15 protein-coding genes are annotated in these 14,082 nt (G+C 68.4%); 8 read left to right on the forward strand and 7 right to left on the reverse strand.

From position 1 onward, the window contains the following. Window positions 1-35 precede the first annotated feature (35 nt). Window positions 36-1,097 (forward strand): purine-nucleoside phosphorylase, encoded by a 1,062-nt coding sequence (locus VPH43_RS05340; RefSeq protein ID WP_328576617.1) that lies wholly within the window; start codon window positions 36-38, stop codon window positions 1,095-1,097. A 9-nt stretch (window positions 1,098-1,106) separates the two neighbouring features. On the opposite strand, the gene folE2 is transcribed toward VPH43_RS05340, so the two are convergent. From folE2 to VPH43_RS05360, 4 genes are all read right to left on the reverse strand, one after another. Next, a complete protein-coding gene (gene folE2, locus VPH43_RS05345) occupies window positions 1,107-1,898 on the reverse strand; it encodes a GTP cyclohydrolase FolE2 (RefSeq protein ID WP_328576618.1) in 792 nt (263 codons plus the stop codon). A gap of 134 nt (window positions 1,899-2,032) precedes the next feature. After that, entirely contained in the window at window positions 2,033-3,928 is a 1,896-nt protein-coding gene (gene dxs / locus VPH43_RS05350) for a 1-deoxy-D-xylulose-5-phosphate synthase (RefSeq protein WP_328576619.1), read from the reverse strand. Window positions 3,929-3,932: 4 nt separating this feature from the next. After that, window positions 3,933-4,793: a polyprenyl synthetase family protein gene (locus VPH43_RS05355; RefSeq protein WP_328576845.1), complete on the reverse strand. Its 861-nt coding sequence runs from the start codon at window positions 4,791-4,793 to the stop codon at window positions 3,933-3,935. Window positions 4,794-4,816: 23 nt separating this feature from the next. Next, window positions 4,817-5,056 carry an exodeoxyribonuclease VII small subunit gene (locus tag VPH43_RS05360; RefSeq protein ID WP_328576620.1) on the reverse strand — a complete coding sequence of 80 codons (240 nt, stop codon included), beginning with the start codon at window positions 5,054-5,056 and terminating at the stop codon, window positions 4,817-4,819. 256 nt (window positions 5,057-5,312) lie between these two features. On the opposite strand from VPH43_RS05360, the gene VPH43_RS05365 reads away from it, so the two are divergent. The 4 genes from VPH43_RS05365 to VPH43_RS05380 all read left to right on the forward strand — a co-directional run bounded on the left by VPH43_RS05365 (window position 5,313) and on the right by VPH43_RS05380 (window position 8,830). Continuing rightward, on the forward strand, window positions 5,313-6,422 hold the full coding sequence (locus VPH43_RS05365) for an aromatic ring-hydroxylating oxygenase subunit alpha (protein ID WP_328576621.1): 1,110 nt from the start codon (window positions 5,313-5,315) through the stop codon (window positions 6,420-6,422). A gap of 90 nt (window positions 6,423-6,512) precedes the next feature. Continuing rightward, on the forward strand, window positions 6,513-7,412 hold the full coding sequence (locus VPH43_RS05370; protein WP_328576622.1) for a DMT family transporter: 900 nt from the start codon (window positions 6,513-6,515) through the stop codon (window positions 7,410-7,412). Then, complete coding sequence (locus VPH43_RS05375) at window positions 7,409-8,275, forward strand: sulfurtransferase (protein WP_328576623.1); 867 nt, start codon at window positions 7,409-7,411, stop codon at window positions 8,273-8,275. Before VPH43_RS05370 ends, VPH43_RS05375 begins: the two co-directional genes overlap by 4 nt. Window positions 8,276-8,395: 120 nt before the next feature. Beyond that, window positions 8,396-8,830 (forward strand): universal stress protein, encoded by a 435-nt coding sequence (locus VPH43_RS05380; protein WP_328576624.1) that lies wholly within the window; start codon window positions 8,396-8,398, stop codon window positions 8,828-8,830. Window positions 8,831-8,869: 39 nt separating this feature from the next. Here the strand turns inward: VPH43_RS05380 and VPH43_RS05385 are convergent, their stop codons facing one another. The 3 genes from VPH43_RS05385 to VPH43_RS05395 all read right to left on the reverse strand — a co-directional run bounded on the left by VPH43_RS05385 (window position 8,870) and on the right by VPH43_RS05395 (window position 11,174). Then, complete coding sequence (locus VPH43_RS05385) at window positions 8,870-9,643, reverse strand: ZIP family metal transporter (RefSeq protein ID WP_328576625.1); 774 nt, start codon at window positions 9,641-9,643, stop codon at window positions 8,870-8,872. A gap of 82 nt (window positions 9,644-9,725) precedes the next feature. Then, entirely contained in the window at window positions 9,726-10,595 is an 870-nt protein-coding gene (locus tag VPH43_RS05390) for a dienelactone hydrolase family protein (protein WP_328576626.1), read from the reverse strand. Between the two features lie 111 nt (window positions 10,596-10,706). Beyond that, window positions 10,707-11,174, reverse strand: a complete 468-nt coding sequence (locus VPH43_RS05395; protein ID WP_328576627.1) for a SixA phosphatase family protein — start codon at window positions 11,172-11,174, stop codon at window positions 10,707-10,709. 132 nt (window positions 11,175-11,306) lie between these two features. On the opposite strand from VPH43_RS05395, the gene VPH43_RS05400 reads away from it, so the two are divergent. From VPH43_RS05400 to VPH43_RS05410, 3 genes are all read left to right on the forward strand, one after another. Continuing rightward, the gene (locus tag VPH43_RS05400) at window positions 11,307-12,485 is read left to right on the forward strand and encodes an acyl-CoA dehydrogenase family protein (protein WP_328576628.1); all 1,179 of its coding nucleotides are present in this window, start codon (window positions 11,307-11,309) and stop codon (window positions 12,483-12,485) included. Window positions 12,486-12,570: 85 nt separating this feature from the next. Then, on the forward strand, window positions 12,571-13,710 hold the full coding sequence (locus tag VPH43_RS05405; protein WP_328576629.1) for an acyl-CoA dehydrogenase family protein: 1,140 nt from the start codon (window positions 12,571-12,573) through the stop codon (window positions 13,708-13,710). A 38-nt stretch (window positions 13,711-13,748) separates the two neighbouring features. Next, on the forward strand, window positions 13,749-14,081 hold the full coding sequence (locus VPH43_RS05410) for an NIPSNAP family protein (protein WP_328576630.1): 333 nt from the start codon (window positions 13,749-13,751) through the stop codon (window positions 14,079-14,081). The last annotated feature ends 1 nt before the right edge of the window (window position 14,082 follow it).

Genomic DNA, 14,082 nt, shown 5'->3' on the forward strand with positions numbered 1-14,082 from the left:
GGGGTTGCCGGTTCACACACCAAGGGATGGAAACCATGAAACGAATCACCTCACGGGGCGCCCGCCTGGGCGCGCTGCTGCTGGCTGCGGCCTGCGGCTGGTGCCAGGCGGCGCCCGCCGCAGCTGACAGCCAGGGCCACGGGCACGGCCGCCCGCGGCCGGTCAAGCTGCTGATCATCAGCATGTTCGCGCCGGAGGCGCAGCCCTGGCAGAGCGGCCTATCGCTCACCCAGGCGATCCCGGTGCCGGGCCTCAGCCCCGACGGCCCGCAGGTGCACTGCAATGCGGATGACGTGTGCCAGGTCACCACCGGGATGGGCTACGCGAACGTGGCCAGCTCGATCAGTGCGCTCGTCTTCAGCCGCCAGTTCGACCTGCGCCACAGCTACTTCCTGATCGCCGGCATCGCGGGCATCGACCCGGCACAAGGCACGCTGGGCAGCGCCGCCTGGGCGCGCTACGTGGTCGACTTTTCGCTGCAGCAGGAGATCGACGCCCGTGAAAAGCCGGCCGACTGGCCCAGCGGCTACATCGGCATCATGACCAGCGGCCCCAACCAGAAACCCAGCCCGGACTACCACAACGAGGTGTTCAAGCTGGACGAGGCGCTGCTGCAGAAGATCCTCCAACTGACCCGCAACGCCCCGCTGGCCGACAGCCCGCAAGCTCAGCAGTACCGGGCGCTGTACGGCAGTGCACCGGCCAACCTGCCACCCACGGTGCTGCAATGCGACACCGCCTCGGGCAACACCTGGTGGCATGGCCACGCGCTGGGCCAGCGCGCCCGTGACTGGACCAAGCTGCTCACCGATGGCCAGGGCACCTACTGCACCACGCAGCAGGAGGACAACGCGACCATGGAGGCGCTGACGCGCGGCGCGAGCGCGGGCCTGCTGGACATCAAGCGGGTGGCGGTGCTGCGCACCGGCTCGAACTTCGACCGCCCCCATGCCGGGCAGACGGCCTTTGAGTCGCTCAAGGCCAATTCCGGCGGCTTCCCGATCGCGACGCAGAACCTCTACCTGGCCGGCGCGCCGTGGGTGGAGGACGTGGTGCGGCGCTGGCCGCTGTGGCGCAAGGGCGTCCCGCAGCAGTGAAGCGCGGGCTTATGCGCGCTCAATGCGCGCATAAGCGCTGTGGTTGTGAATGGACTCGAAGTTCTCCACATCCACGCTGTAGCGGCCGATGCGCGTGTCGGCGTTGAGCTTCAACGCCACGTCGCGCACCAGGTCTTCCACGAACTTCGGGTTCTCGTAGGCGCGCTCGGTGATCCACTTTTCGTCGGCGCGCTTGAGCATCGGCCAGATCTCGCTGGAGGCCGACTCCTCGGCGTAACGCACCAGTTCAGTCCAGCCGATGTCCTGCTGCAGCTCCACGCGGATGGTGACCAATGATCGCTGGTTGTGGGCGCCGTAGTCGGAGATTTCCTTGGAGCAGGGGCACAGGCTTTTCACCGGCACACCCACCTCGGCCCATACCGCCGTCTTGCCGCCGCGGCTTTCGGCGATCCAGCGGCCCTGGATGTCCAGCAGGCTCTGCACGCCCGACACCGGCGCGCGCTTGCGGATGAAGAAGGTGAAGCGGGCCTCGATGCGGCCTTCGGTGGCTTGCAGCTTGTCCAGCATGCTGCCCAGCTGCAGGCGCAGCGAGTTGGACTCCAGCGGCGCATCCAGCGCGTCCAGCCAGGCGACGAAGCGGGACATGTGCGTGCCCTTCTTGTCGGCCGGCAGCATGACGTCCAAATCCCACTGGGCGGCCGTCTGCTGCACCTGGCCCGCCACGCGCAGCTGCAGCGGGTAGCGCACGTCCTTTACGCCCACGCGCTGGATCACCAGCTGGCGCTGGTCGCGCTCGCTCTGTGTGTCGGGGATGTGCAGGGCGTCGGTGGGGTGCGTCATGGTGAAGTCAGTACAGCAACGGCATGCCGATTGCCCGGCGCCAGACCGGAGCATCGCATCAAACCGCCGGCCCCTGCCCGGCTGGGTGCTTTTCTAGAGGCGGTTTTCCACGGCCGGCGCGTTCGCCGGGCGCCCTACTGGTTGGCCGCGGGCCGCACCAGCGCCGGGCGCAGCGCAAACCGCTTCAGGATGGACTGCTCGATGCCGGCCGCATCCAGCCCGCACAAGGCCAGCAGCTTGGCCGGGTCACCGTGTTCGATGAACTCGTCGGGCAGGCCCAGCGCCAGCACCGGCGTCTTCAGGCCCGCTGCGTGCAGCGCCTCCATCACCGCGGAGCCGGCGCCGCCCGGCAGGCAGCCCTCTTCCACCGTGACGATGGCTTCATGGGTGCGTGCCAGCTCGGCCACCAGCTCCGCGTCCAGCGGCTTGGCAAAGCGCATGTTGGCGACGGTCGCGTCCAGCCGGTCGCCCACTTCCAGCGCCGGGTACAACAAGGTGCCGAAGGCCAGGATCGCCACCCGCTGGCCGCGCCGGCGGATCTCGCCCTTGCCCCAGGGCAGCTCGGTGAGCGCCGCTTCGATCTGCACGCCTACGCCGGCGCCGCGCGGATACCGCACCGCCACCGGATGGTTCTGCCGGAAGGCGGTGGTCAGCGCCATGCGGCATTCGTTTTCATCGGCCGGCGTCAGCAGGCTCATGTTCGGAATGCAGCGGATGAAGGCAATGTCGTAGGCACCGGCATGGGTGGCACCGTCGGCCCCCACGATGCCGGCACGGTCCAGCGCAAACACCACCGGCAGGTTCTGGATGGCCACATCGTGGATCAGCTGGTCGTAGGCGCGCTGCAGGAAGGTGGAATAGATGGCCACCACCGGCTTCATGCCTTCGCACGCCAGGCCGGCGCCGAAGGTGACCGCGTGCTGCTCGGCGATGCCCACGTCGTAGTAGCGCCGGGGGAAGCGTTTTTCGAACTCCACCATGCCGGAGCCTTCGCGCATGGCCGGCGTGATGCCCACCAGGCGCTCATCGGCGGCCGCCATGTCACACAGCCACTGGCCGAACACCTGGGTGAAGGTGATCTTGGGCGCGGTAGCCGGCTTGGCGAAACCCACCGCCGGGTCGAACTTGCCCGACGCTGCGTGGTACTTCACCGGGTCGGCTTCGGCCAGCTTGTAGCCATAACCCTTCTTGGTGATCACGTGCAGGAACTGCGGGCCCCTCTTCTCGCGCAGGTTCTCCAGCGTGGGAATCAGCGAGTCCAGGTCGTGCCCGTCGATCGGGCCCACATAGTTGAAGCCCAGCTCCTCGAAGATGGTGCCCGGCACCACCATGCCCTTGGCATGTTCCTCGAAGCGGCGCGCCAGCTCGTACAGGGGCGTGTTCTTCAGCACCTGCTTGGCGCCCTCGCGGGCGGCGTCATAGAAGCTGCCGCTCATCAGGCGCGCCAGGTACTTGTTGAGCGCACCCACCGGCGGGCTGATCGACATGTCGTTGTCGTTCAGGATGACCAGCATGTCGGCCAGCACGCCGCCGTTGCTGACACCGGCGTTGTTCATCGCCTCGAACGCCATGCCGGCCGTCATGGCGCCGTCGCCGATGATGGCCACCGCCTTGCGGTCCTCGCCCTTGAGCTTGGCGGCCATCGCCATGCCGAGCGCGGCGGAGATGGAGGTGGACGAATGCGCCGTGCCGAAGGTGTCGTACTCGCTTTCGTCGCGGCGCGGAAAGCCGCTGATGCCGCCCAGCTGGCGCAGCGAATGCATGCGGTCGCGCCGGCCGGTGAGCACCTTGTGCGGATAGGTCTGGTGGCCCACGTCCCACACCAGCCGGTCGTGCGGCGTGTTGAACACGTAGTGCAGCGCGATGGTGAGTTCCACCGTGCCCAGGTTGGACGAGAGGTGCCCACCCGTCCTGCTGACACTTTGCAGCACGTAGTCGCGCAGTTCGGTGGCCAGCGTCTTCAGTTCGGCACGCGACAGACGCCGCATGTCGGACGGGCTGGCGATCGTTTGCAGCAGCGGGTGGTTCATGGTGTCAGCTCTCCCTCTCCACGACCTTGTCGGCCAGCACGCTCAGGTGGGCGGCATGGCTCAGGCCGCTGCGGGCCAGCGCCGCATGCGCCTGGTCGCGCAGCTCGGCGGCATGGCGGCGTGCCGCGCTCAAGCCCAGCACGGACACATAGGTCGGTTTGTTGTGGTGCAGGTCCTTGCCCGCGGTCTTGCCCAGCGTCTCGGAGGCCTGGGTCACGTCGAGGATGTCGTCCACCACCTGGAAGGCCAGGCCGATGGCGGCACCGTAGTCGGCGAGCGCCTGCAGCGCGGCCGCGCTGGCCGGCCCGCAGGCCGCGCCCATCATCACGCTGGCCTGCAGCAGCGCGCCGGTCTTGCGGCGGTGCATGTCGCGCAGGGCGGCTTCGTCCAGGCTCACGCCGATGCTGGCCAGGTCGATGGCCTGGCCGCCGGCCATGCCGGCATGGCCGGCCGAGCGCGCCAGCAGGCTGCACAGCCGCGCCTGCAGCGCGGGCGGCACGCCATCGTCGGGCGTGAGAATCTCGAAGGCCAGCGCCTGCATCGCGTCGCCGGCCAGCATGGCCTGCGCCTCGCCGTACTGCACGTGCACCGTGGGCTTGCCCCGGCGCAGGACGTCGTTGTCCATGCAGGGCATGTCGTCGTGCACCAGCGAATAGGCGTGGATCAGCTCCACCGCCACGGCGGCGCGCAGGGCCGCTTCGCGCAGGCCGTCCACCGCCTCGCAGGCGGCAATCACCAGCAGCGGCCGAAGGCGCTTGCCGCCGTCGAGCACGCCGTAGCGCATGGCCTGGCCCAGCCCGGCCGGTGCGTCGGAGGGTACCCAGCTTTCCAGCGCGCGTTCCACCGCGTCGAGCTCGCGGCGCATCCAGATGTCGAAGTTGTCCCGGTTCACGCGTTCGCTGTCCACGGTTTGAGCTGCCCGTCCTCTAGAACCTTGACCTGCTCTTCCACGGCCTGCAAGCGCGTGCGGCAAAAGCCCAGCAGTTCCGCGCCCCGCTGGTAGCTTTCGAGCAGCCGGTCCAGCGGCATCTGGCCACCCTCCATCGCCAGCACCAGCCGCTCCAGTTCGGCCAACGCTTCTTCATAGCTCGCGGGGACCGATACGGTGGGGGAAGCGCTGGACGTCATTTCGGAGGATGAAAAATCAAGGGTGGAATTGTAGTCAGGTGGAACCCTCGGCCCAAGGTGAACCCTCAGGGGTTGTGGTGAGCTCCCTCCAAAGGGGGTTGACGCACATTTCGCTTGTGATTCCTCTCGCCCGACCCATGTTGGGGGACTGGGTACAATCGCCGGCCGCTTTCGGGAGCCCGAACAGCGGCTTTTTTGCCCACCGATCCCTGAAGCGGTGGGGGGTTGACATTGGTTTTTGGAGATCCTGGGGATCATGTCCGACCTGAGCATCACTCTGGAAGCTCTTGAGCGCACGCGCTCGCAACTGCACGTATCCGCCTATCACGACGAGGGCCTGTTCCGCAAGGAACAGGAAACGATCTTCAGGGATGGTCCTCGCTACCTGGGGCACGAGCTGGCCGTGCCCCAGGTAGGCGACTACTACGCGCTGCCGCAGGAAGGCGAAGGCCGGGTCCTGGTGCGCACGCCCCAGGGCGTGGAGCTCATATCCAACGTCTGCCGCCACCGGCAGGCGGTGATGCTGCGTGGGCGCGGCCATACCAGCCGCAACATCGTCTGCCCGCTGCACCGCTGGACCTACGACCTGCAGGGCCAGCTGATCGGGGCACCCCACTTCCAGGACGACCCCTGCCTGCACCTGAACAACTACCCGGTGCACGTGTGGAACGGCATGGTGTTCGAGGACAACGGCCGCAACGTGGCCGCCGACCTCGCCAAGCTGGGGCCGCGCGCCGCGCTGGACTTCGACGGCTACGTGCTGGACAAGGTGCACATCCACGAGTGCAACTACAACTGGAAGACCTTCATCGAGGTCTACCTGGAGGACTACCACGTGGGGCCGTTCCACCCCGGGCTGGGCGGTTTCGTCACCTGCAGCAACCTCCGCTGGGAGTTCGGCTCGCACCACTCGGTGCAGACGGTGGGGGTCAACGGCTCGCTTGCCAAGCCGGGCTCGGACATCTACCGCAAATGGCACGACGCGGTGCTCGCCTTCAACAACGGGCAGGCGCCCCAGCACGGCGCGATCTGGCTCACCTACTTCCCCAACGTCATGGTGGAGTGGTATCCGCACGTGCTGGTGGTCTCCACGCTGTACCCCAAGGGGCCGCAGAAGACCACCAACGTGGTGGAGTTCTTCTATCCGGAAGAGGTGGCCGCCTTCGAGCGCGAGCTGGTGGAGGCCCAGCAGGCCGCCTACCTGGAGACCTGTGTGGAGGACGACGAGATCGCCATGCGCATGGACGCCGGGCGCAAGGCGCTGATGGAGCGCGGCGACAACGAGGTGGGGCCGTACCAGAGCCCGATGGAAGACGGCATGCAGCACTTCCACGAGTGGTACCGCAAGCAGCTGCGCATGGTGTGACCGCACGGGGCCTCTTGAAGGCCCCGTGTTCTTTCCGGCTCCCACGCGCGCGCCGCATACGTCCGGTTGCGGCCATTACCATCGGCCGCCATGTCCGCACCCCTGCTGATGCTGCTCGCCACCTTGCTGTTCGCCACCATGGGGGTGTGCGTCAAGCTGGCGTCGGCGCACTACGGCACTGGCGAGATCGTGCTCTACCGCGGCCTCATCGGGGCGCTGTTCATTGCGGGCATGGCGCGCTTTCGCGGCGGCAGCCTGCGCACTGCCGTGCCGGCGATGCATTTCTGGCGCTCGATCTGCGGCGTGTCGGCGCTGTGCCTGTGGTTCTATGCCATCGGCCACCTGCCGCTGGCCACCGCGGTGACCTTGAACTACATGTCCTCGGTCTGGATGGCGTTGTTCCTCATTGGCGGCGCCGTGATGCTGAATGCCGGCGAGCGCTCGCGCATCGATGGCCGGCTGGTGGCCACGGTGCTGGCGGGTTTTGCCGGCGTGGCGCTGGTGCTGCGGCCCACGCTGGAACACAACCAGCTCTGGGCCGGCCTGGTGGGGCTGCTGTCGGGCATGCTGTCCGCACTGGCCTATCTCCAGGTCACCGCGCTCGGGCGGGCCGGTGAGCCCGAGTACCGCGTGGTGTTCTATTTTTCGCTCGGCAGCGTGGCCGCCGGTGCCTTGTCCACGCTGTGGACCGGCATGTCGCCCCACAGCCTGCGCGGCGTGCTCCTGCTGCTGGCCACTGGCCTGCTGGCCACGGTGGCACAGATCCTGATGACGCGGGCCTATGCGATCGGGCGCACGCTGTCCAACGCGAGCCTGCAGTACATGGGCATCGTGTTCTCCTTCCTCTACGGCGTGTGGCTGTTCGACGACCCGGTGACATGGATGGCGCTGTCCGGCATGCTGCTGATCGTGGCGGCCGGGCTGGCTGCCACCCTGCTGCGCAGCCAGAAGGCACCGCCGGATTCCACCTTCCCCACCGCCGAACCATGACATCCGAGCACCGCACCCTCATCTCCGCTCCGGACCTGCTGACCCTGGTGCAGCAGCGCGCACCGCTGGTGCTGCTGGACTGCCGGTTCGACCTGGCCGACCCCTCTGCCGGAGAGCGCGCCTACGCCGCCGGCCACCTGCCGGGTGCGCATTACCTGCACCTGGACCGCGACCTGGCAGACGCCAAGGTCGACGCCCAGGGCCGCTTCCGCGGCCGCCATCCGCTGCCACCGCCACAGCGTTTTGCCGCGCTGGCCGGCGCACTGGGCATCACGCCAGCCACGCAGGTGGTGGTGTACGACGCACAAGGCGGCATGTTCGCCGCGCGCGCCTGGTGGATGCTGCGCTGGATCGGGCACCGCGCGGTCGCGGTGCTGGACGGCGGCCTGCCGGCCTGGCAAGCCGCGGGCGGCCCGATGGATCAGGCCGTGCCCGCGCGGGTTGAAGCAGCGGCGCCCTACCCTGCCAGCACCGACGCGATGCCCACGCTGGACGCTGACGCCCTGCAGCAGCGCCTGGGCGCCGTCACCCTGATCGACGCGCGGGCGCCGGAACGTTACCGCGGCGAGGCGGAGCCGCTGGACAAGCAGGCGGGCCACATTCCCGGCGCCTTGAACCGCTTTTTCCAGCTCAACCTGCAGCCCGATGGCCGCTTCAAGCAGCCCGGGCAATTGCGCGCGGAGTTCGTGCCCCTGCTGGGCACCACGCCGCCCGCCGAGGTGGTGCACCAGTGCGGCTCCGGCGCCACCGCCTGCCACAACATCCTGGCCATGGAGCATGCCGGGCTGGCCGGCTCGCGGCTGTACCCCGGCTCCTGGAGCGAATGGTCCGCCGACCCGGCGCGGCCCGTGGCCCGCGGCTGAGGTGGCGGGGGCTTGTTCGCCCTTCTTGACGTGACGCAAGCCTGTTCATACTGTTGAGGGGACACTGCACCCGACCCGCACCCCGCGGGCTGCCCAAGGGCCCCACGCCAGGAGGTGACCATGTACCAGCGCATCCTCGTCCCCACCGACGGTTCGGACATCACCGCCAAGGCGGTGCAGACCGCGATCGGCCTGGCGCGCCGGCTCGGCGCCCAGCTGTTCACCATCAGCGTGAAGGAGCCGTTTCCCTACAGCGCCATCTCCGAGATGCAACCCACGCCACCGCAGGAGTTCTTTGACGCACAGGAGCGCATCGCTTCCGGCCGGGTGCAGCAGGTGGTGGAGGCTGCCCGGGTGGCCGACCTGCCCTGCCAGGCGCACACGCTCGAAGCGCTGCACCCCTGGGAAGCCATCGTGGACTACGCCAGGCAGCAAGGTTGCGACCTGATCGTGATGGCGTCGCATGGGCGGCGCGGCATGGCCTCGCTGCTGCTGGGCAGCGAAACCCAGAAGGTGCTGACCCACAGCACCATTCCGGTCCTGATCGTTCGTTAGCCGGCTGCGCGGCCGGCTGCCTCTGGGCCCGCCCGGCGCTCAGTGATGCATGAACTGGGTGGCGAACAGCACCACCCCCAGGCCCATCGCCAGCCACAGCAGCTGCGACAGCGTGTCCTTCAGCGGCAGCGGCCGCTGCAGTTGCGGGATCAGGTCCGCCACCGCCACGTACACGAAGCTGCTCGCCGCCACCACCAGCATGTACGGGAACAGCGCCTCCCAGGGCCCGACCACGAAGTAGCCGACGATGCCGCCGGCCACCGCCGCCAGGCCGGACAGCGCGTTGTACAGCAGCGCCCTGGCGCGCGACAGGCCCGCGTTGAGCAGCACGATGTAGTCGCCCACCTCCTGCGGGATCTCGTGGGCGATGATGGCCAGCGCGGTGACCATGCCCAGCCGCGTGTCGGCCAGGAAGGCCGCCGCGATCAGCACGCCGTCGCAGAAGTTGTGGATGCTGTCACCCACCAGCACGCTCCAGCCGCCACGGCCGGCCTGCTGCGCGTCGAAGTGGTGGTGGTGGTGGTGCCCGTCGCCCTCGTGGTGGTGGCCGTGCCGGTAGAGCTCGGCCTTCTCCAGCAGAAAGAAGAACAGCAGGCCCAGCAGCAGCGTCATGAACAAGGCCTGCGGGCTGGCCTTGCTTTCAAACGCTTCCGGCAGCACCTGCAGCAGCGCCGTGCCCAGCAGCACGCCGGCCGACAGGCTGACCAGGCTCTTGACGATGCGCCCCAGCATGCTCACCGTGAGGCTGGCCGCGATGAACACCGACAGCAGGCCGCCCAGCAGCGTGGCCAGCACGATGTACAGCAGCGTCATGGGGCTCCTTGCGTCATGGGCTCTTCGAAAGTGCAAAAAAGAACCGCGCCTTCTGCAGGCGCGGTGGTGGCGGCTGGGCGGGTCAGCCGACCTGGTGCGTCTTGAACCAGGCCAGGCAGCGGGCCCACCCATCGGACGCAGCCTCCTTGACATAGCTGGGCCGGTAGTCCGCATGGAAGGCATGGCCGGCGTCGGGGTACACGATGAACTGCGACGCCCGCGAGGCCGCGCTGCCCTGCGCCAGGGCCGATTTCATCTTATCAACGCTGTCAAGCGGAATGCCCTGGTCCTTGCCTCCGTACAGCCCGAGCACCGGAGCGTGCAGCTTGGTGGCGATGTCGATCGGATGCTGTGGCTGCTGCGGGGTGGGCGCGCCGGCCAGACGGCCGTACCAGGCGACACCCGCCTGCACGCCGGAGTTGTGGGCGCAGTACAGCCAGGTGATGCGCCCGCCCCAGCAGAAGCCGGTGACGCCCAGCTTGGTGGTGTCCGCACCCTGGGCCTTGGCCCAGGCGACGGTCGCGTCCAGGTCGCCCATCACCTGCGCGTCGGGCACCTTGCCCACCACCTCCATCACCTTGGCCACCTCGATGGCGGCCTTCACGTCGCCCTGGCGCACGAAGAGCTCCGGCGCGATCGCCATGTAGCCCTGCTTGGCGAAGCGGCGGGCCACGTCGGCGATGTGTTCATGCACGCCGAAGATCTCGCTCACCACCAGGATCACGGGCGGGTTGCGCTTGCCCTGGGGCGCAGCGCGGTAGGCGGGCATCTTGAAGTCACCCACGGGGATGGCCACTTCGCCGGCCACCAGCCCCTGCGTGTCGGTTTTCACCGTCTGCGCGGTCACGGGCAGCACGGCCGCGGCAAAGCCGCTGCCCACGGTGGTGCGGACGAAGTCGCGGCGGCTGAAATCGCGCGCGGGCAAGAGGCTGTCGAGGTCGTCACGCTGCATGGGGTGTTCTCCTGGCATTGAACGGCGCGCAAAGGCGCGGCCGGCAGGCGATTCTAGGAACATGCCGGGCCGCTGGCTGCGGGCGTGGCGCCGCGCCCTGCACGGGCGGCCTTAACGCGGCTCGTGCTCCGGCGTGCGCATGGCCAGCAAGGTGGCACGGTCGTCGCGTTCACTGCGCAGCCACCAGACCCCGGCCTTTTGCACCCACCAGTGCTGCTGCTGGCCTGTCATCAGCCAGGAGGCCACCAACCCCATGGTGGGTTGATGGCCGACCACGAGCACCGGCACCTTGGCGTTCGGCCAGTCCGCCGCCTGCAGCACGGCCTGTACCGATGCGCCAGGTGCAAGGGCCGCCACCGTCTGCACTTCGCGGCCGAGCGCCTGGGCGGTCTGCTGCGTGCGTTGGGCCGGGCTGGCGATCACCCGGGTGTCGGCTGGCAGCACGCTGTTGAGCCATCGCGCCATGCGACGGGCCTGCTCCAGGCCCTTGGGCGTCAAGGCACGCTGCGAATCGTCCTGCCCGGGTCGGGCATCGAAGGCATCGGCATGGCGCCACAGCAGGATTTCCATCGCAGTCATCAAAAGGCACCCAGGGTTCGGGCAAGAGGGAGCATGCTAACGGCGTGCCCGCCCCGCGCACCCGCTTGTCACCCCAGGGACAGCCGCGAATCGAACGATCGTGCTAAAACGCCGGGCTACAGGAGACGAACCATGGACCTGAACTTCACGCCGGAAGAGATCGCCTTCCGCCACGAGATCCGTGACTGGGTGGCCGCCAACCTGCCCAAGGACATCAGCGAGAAGGTGCACAACGCCTTCCGCCTGAGCCGTGACGACATCCAGCGCTGGGCCAAGATCCTCGGCAAGAAGGGCTGGCTGGGTTATGGCTGGCCCAAGGAGTTCGGCGGCCCGGGCTGGAACTCGATCCAGCGTCACCTGTTCGAGGAAGAGTGCGCCCTGGCCGGCGCGCCGCGCATCCTGCCCTTCGGCCCGGTGATGGTGGCCCCGGTGATCATGGCGTTCGGCAACCCGGAGCAGCGCCAGCGCCACCTGCCCGGCATCATGAGCGGCGAGGTGTGGTGGGCCCAGGGCTACAGCGAGCCCGGCTCCGGCTCCGACCTGGCCTCGCTGAAGACCCGCGCCGAGCGCCGCGGCGACAAGTACATCGTCAACGGCCAGAAGACCTGGACCACGCTCGGCCAGCACGCCGACTGGATCTTCTGCCTGGTGCGCACCAGCAACGAGGGCAAGCCGCAGACCGGGATCAGCTTCCTGCTGGTCGACATGAAGACGCCCGGCATCACCGTGCGGCCCATCATCACGCTGGACGGCGAGCACGAGGTGAACGAGGTGTTCTTCGACAACGTCGAGGTGCCGGCGGAGAACCTGGTGGGCGAGGAGAACAAGGGCTGGACCTACGCCAAGTACCTGCTGGCGCATGAGCGCACCAACATCGCCGACGTCAACCGCGCCAAGCGCGAGCTGGAGCGCCTGAAGCGCATCGCCAAGGCCGAAGGCGTGTACGACGAGCCGCGCTTCCGCGACCAGGTGGCGCTGCTGGAGGTGGACATCGTGGCGCTGGAGATGATGGTGCTGCGCGTGCTGAGCGCCGAGCAAGGCGGCAAGAAGTCGCTGGACATCGCCGGCCTGCTGAAGATCCGCGGCAGCGAGATCCAGCAGCGCTACACCGAGCTGATGATGCTGGCCGCCGGCCCCTACAGCCTGCCCTTCGTGCACGAGGCGATGGAGGCCGGCTGGCAGGGCGAGTTCACCGGGCCGGCCTACCTGGCGCCCCTGGCCGCCACCTACTTCAACACCCGCAAGACCACCATCTACGGCGGCTCCAACGAAGTGCAACGCAACATCGTTGCTCAAACGGTGCTCGGCTGAGGCCGATCACCGTTTGCGCGTTGCGCAACAGGATTGCTCCCCTCCGGGAGGGGGCTCCAGTCAGAAGGACGAGGAAGGACAGGCCATGAATTTCGATTTCACCGAGGACCAGGAATCGCTGCGGGAGGCGGTGCGACGCTGGGTCGACAAGGGCTACGACTTTGAGCGCCGGCGGGCCATCGTGAAAGCCGGCGGCTTCGATCGCGGCGTGTACACGCAGCTGGCGGAGCTGGGCCTCACGGGCCTGTACGTGCCGGAGGCCCATGGCGGCATGGGCTTCGGGCCGGTGGACGCCATGGTCGTGATGGAAGAGCTGGGCCGCGGCATCGTGATGGAGCCGCTGGTGCAAGGTGCGCTGGTCGCGCCCACCGCGCTGCAGTCGGCACCCGAGGCGGTGCAGGCCGAGTGGATGCCGCGCATCGCCAGCGGCGACGCGCTGGTGGTGCTGGCGCACCAGGAACGTGGCGCGCGCTACCGGCTGAACCACGTGGAGACAAGCGCGACGCAGGCTGCGGGCGGATGGACGCTCACCGGTGCCAAGCACATCGTGCCCGCGGGCGACCAGGCCGATGCCTTCATCGTGCCTGCACGCGTGAGCGGGGCGGTGGACGATCCGGCCGGGATCGCGCTGTTCCTGGTCGAGCGCGCCGCCGCCGGCGTCAGCGCACGCGGCTACGGCGTGCAGGACGGCAGCCGTGCCGCCGATGTGCAGTTCGGCAATGCGCCCGCCACGCTGATCGCTGCACCGGGCGCCGCCTTCGCCACGCTGGAAGCAGCGGTGGATGCCGGCATCGCCGCCCTCTGTGCCGAAGCCGTGGGTGCGATGGACAAGCTGCTGGCGCTGACCGCGGAGTACCTCAACACGCGCAAGCAGTTCGGCGTGCCGATCGCCAGCTTCCAGGCGCTGCGCCACCGCATGGCCGACTGCAAGATGCAGCTGGAGCTGGCGCGCTCCATGAGCTACTACGCCAGCCTGAAGCTCAACGACGAGCCCGCCGTGCGGCGGCGCGCCATCGCGCAGGCCAAGGTGCAGCTGGGTCGCTCCATGCGTTTCCTCGGCCAGGAGTCGGTGCAGATGCACGGCGGCATCGGCGTGACCGACGAATACATCGGCGCGCATTACTTCAAGCGCCTCACCTGCATCGAGCTCAGCTTTGGCGACACCCTGCACCACCTGGGCGAGGTCAGCCAGCGCATGCAGGACACCGCGGGCGTGTTTGCCTGAACGCGATACTCGCAGCCTTCGTCCCCCCGGAGGCTGCGATGAAACGCTGGCTGGAAATCCGCTCCTACACCCTCAAACTCGGCACCCGGGTCGAACTGCACCGCGTGATGCAGGAGGAGTCACTGCCCATGCTGCAGCGCTGGGGCGTGGACGTGGTGCGCTGCGGCCCGTCCGCCCACGATGATGATTCGTATGTGCTGATGCGCGCCTACGCCAGCCTGGCCGAGCGCCAGGCCAGCCAGGACGCCTTCTACGGCAGCGACGAATGGCGCCAGGGCCCGCGCGAACGTGTGGTCGGCAAGATCGAGCACTACACCTCGGTGGTGCTAGAACTCGATGCCACGGTGATCGAGGGCTTGCGCGAGAACTGAG

The organism is Ideonella sp. BN130291 (genome assembly GCF_036231905.1).
Taxonomy (GTDB): Bacteria; Pseudomonadota; Gammaproteobacteria; order Burkholderiales; family Burkholderiaceae_C; genus CAMLIZ01.